Origin of the sequence: Parendozoicomonas sp. Alg238-R29 (assembly GCF_947331445.1) — a bacterium.
GTDB lineage: Bacteria > Pseudomonadota > Gammaproteobacteria > Pseudomonadales > Endozoicomonadaceae > Sansalvadorimonas.
This window is the reverse complement of record NZ_CAMZOG010000164.1, coordinates 1-3,441: the sequence shown is the minus strand read 5'-3', so window position 1 is coordinate 3,441 and position 3,441 is coordinate 1. Positions and strand designations below refer to the sequence as shown.

General features: G+C 46.2%; 2 protein-coding genes. One reads left to right on the top strand and one right to left on the bottom strand.

Annotated features, from left to right (window positions below; translation table 11 throughout):
• The first annotated feature begins 154 nt into the window (after positions 1-154).
• Complete coding sequence (ychF, locus tag QMA35_RS21110; protein ID WP_281649115.1) at positions 155-1,246, top strand: redox-regulated ATPase YchF; 1,092 nt, start codon at positions 155-157, stop codon at positions 1,244-1,246.
• 44 nt (positions 1,247-1,290) lie between these two features.
• Here ychF and QMA35_RS21105 read toward each other — a convergent pair whose 3' ends face one another.
• A complete protein-coding gene (locus QMA35_RS21105) occupies positions 1,291-3,057 on the bottom strand; it encodes an N-6 DNA methylase (protein ID WP_281649114.1) in 1,767 nt (588 codons plus the stop codon).
• Positions 3,058-3,441 lie beyond the last annotated feature (384 nt).

Below are 3,441 nucleotides of genomic sequence, written 5' to 3'. Positions count from 1 at the left end.
TATGAAGAAAGTGTATATGCGATTAGAAAACTTGCTTGCAGGCGCGTAACAGGCGCCTGAGAGGCGCCTGAGAGGCGACAGTTCATTTTGCGCTCCCTGAAACCTCTGTATAATCTTCGCCTTTGATTTTTCGATTTCCTGACAGGACAACATCATGGGTTTTAATTGCGGCATCGTCGGTCTGCCGAACGTGGGTAAGTCCACTCTGTTCAACGCTCTGACCAAAGCGGGTATTGATGCCGAGAACTTTCCGTTCTGCACGATCGAGCCCAACGCAGGCATTGTGCCTATGCCTGATCCTCGCCTGAATGCCTTGGCAGCTATTGTCAGCCCTGAGAAAGTGCTGCCCACGACCATGGAGTTTGTGGATATTGCTGGTTTGGTAGAAGGTGCTTCCAAAGGGGAAGGCCTGGGTAACAAGTTCCTGGCTAATATTCGTGAAACCGATGCCATCGCTCATGTTGTACGGTGCTTTGAAGATGAGAACGTGATCCACGTTTCCAACCGTATTGACCCTATTGCTGATATTGAAATCATCAATATGGAACTGATTATGGCCGACCTGGACAGCTGCGAGAAGCAGATGAAGCGTCTGGTTCGCGTTGCCAAGGGCGGAGATAAAGAAGCCAAAGCTCAGATCGCTCTGCTGGAAAAACTGATTCCGGCCTTTGAAGAAGGCAAGCCTGCCCGTGCTCTGGATCTGAGTGACGACGAGCAGAAGCTGATGCAGCAACTGTTCTTGCTGACCTCCAAGCCAACTATGTACATTGCTAACGTTGATGAAGATGGTTTTGAAGATAACCCTCATCTGGACAAGGTTCGCGAACTGGCTGCGTCAGAAGGTGCTGTTGTTGTGCCTGTGTGCAATAAGCTGGAAGCAGAAATTGCTGAGCTTGATGATGAAGAGCGTGACGAGTTTCTGGCAGACTTGGGAATGGATGAACCTGGCCTGGATCGTGTAATCCGCGCTGGTTACGATCTGCTGAAGTTGCAAACCTACTTCACCGCAGGCGTAAAAGAAGTTCGTGCCTGGACTGTAGAGATTGGAGCTACCGCTCCACAGGCTGCCGGAGTTATTCACACCGACTTTATGCGTGGATTTATCCGTGCAGAAGTTACGTCCTACGATGACTTCATCAAATATCAGGGTGAGAAAGGCGCGAAAGAGGCTGGCTGCCTGCGTTTGGAAGGTAAGGAATACATCGTTCAGGATGGCGATGTGATGCACTTCCGCTTTAACGTTTAAAGCATCTTATAGTTAGTGACCTTCCGCCCGGAAGGTCACTTATCTTAATGTTCGGCTTCCCAAACCTGACTTTGATGCGCTGATATTTTTTCCCGCAGATAGGATATTTCTGCGTGAATCTTTCTTATCTCATACCAGGATTGTAACGCCAGACTCTGCTCTTCACTGGTAAGAAGGGGGATCGGCATTTTGCGAATGTCACGGGTTTGCAGAAAAGCGACACCTGTCCCTGAACGTATGCTGGTCAGGTATTGTTTTCCTGCCACAGAGTTCAAGTACTGAAAGAGAATACGCGGGTCTTGTATTGGCGACTCAGGTCTCAGGCGAATAATCTGGAAAGCCTGACCTGCTATCCAGTTATCCCCACAAATTGCGGGAACCAGTCCTGTTCGACCAGTGTTGCCTTTTATAGCCAGCAGAATATCCCCCGACTTAAGCTTTTGTGTTTTGGCTCTTCGCTGATGATCGGCATCAATAAGTACAGCTTTCTCCGGCTGCTGAACTTCACCGGAAGCATTAATATCTGCCGGTGCCACCTCCAGTGCGTGATCACCGGAGTTATTTTCAGCATGAGGAATAGCCTGTGCTCTAATCAGCTCGCATAGATTCTCGAGAGTTGAAAACTGTCGTTGTGTGGGTGAAGAGTGATTCTTCACTCCCTTTTCTGGCAGATAGCGACCAACATCCAGATTGGTATCATTAGCAAGAATCTCCTCAGTATCAGAACTGCAACAGTAGTGACTTTCTGTTCTCTCCAGGATTGCTTCGACAATAGCATCTCTGTTTTTTAGAGCTGCCAGGCCATTCCTGCCCGAAGTTTTGAAGTACGAACTGCTAGCGTCAAAAAATAAAACGTCAGGTGTCTTCTCTTGTCTGTCCAGTAAAAGTAATGAAGCTGTATTGCGATAGCCGGGAATGGAACCTGATGGAAGTTTTACTACGGCCTGAACCATCCTGTTGTTCAGTAACCACCGCTTAAACTCTCTCTCTTTACCTTTTGTTCTTTGCAACATGGCACTGGATACGACAATCGCCGTGCGCTTTAAAGTCTGGCTTAACAGATGGCGAATATAAACTACATCTCCGTACAAAGGCTGCTCAGGAAAGCGGCCGTAGAGGTCATTCAGGGCACTAACTTGGAAGCGTGTTTTCGGTGGAGGGCAACAGGCACTGTAATCAAACCTTTTTAATCCACCAGGTATTGTCTGTGTTGGATTGGTGAGTGGGTTGCCAAAAGTAATCTCACAGGTATGACTTTTCAAATAGAGGGTAACTAAAGCAAGAAGTGAGTCGCCTGTTATTTCTGCAACGATACTTCCAGCTTGAGAAACTTGTGAAGAAAGATTGATATTTTCATCAAAAGGGCAGTAAACGGAAGCGCCATCAGGAATATTCAAAAGCTCAGCTGCGAGCCCTGCTATTTCCTCAGGTAAAAACCAACAGTTTTCGCCGGGGTTGGACTGGTTTTGACAGTTAATTAATGTGTCAGGGATCTGCTCAAAAATCAGTAACTCTCGCTGCCAGGCTCGAACCATGCTGTTTAACAACTGCTGGGCTGTATCATTGGGAATCTGCTCAAGCGGCATTTTTTGAAAGATTCGCTGTTTAAGCGGTTCTGTTTCTGGATCGTTAATTATGACCTGAAAGCATTCCTGAAGTTTTTCCCGAGTGAAATTCTCTATCTCGCTCTTATCGAGTTCCTGATCTTTTAACCAGCAACTTACCTGTCCAACAAATTCCAGTGCACAGGAATACCACTGCCGCGAAGTATCCAGTCCCTGAGTGATGCGAAGAATGACATTCCTGCTCATTGTTTTTCTCTTTCAGTAATCTTCCAAAAAAAGCGCAGCGGAACGACTTAAGTCACAAGCGTTTCTGACCGAAAATAATGAGTAATAAAATAAATATAAGAAGCTTCTTCCAATAATTACAGGCGGAAAACATTAATAGTATGAAAATAAAATAATCAGTCTGTGATTAATTTACTTTTGCCGTTACTTTCATGTGAATATTAATAAGTCCAGCAGTCATTACGGGTGCATCAAGAGTGATGCAGAAAGGGGCAGACATTGTGGGGAACCATAGGCTTGGTTAGCAAACGCAACCCGACAGAAATGTGTATTTTGGCTCTGTTCACAATACATGTTGGTGCATGAACTATACTTCTGAGCACCGGTTTCTGTCGTGTAATTGGA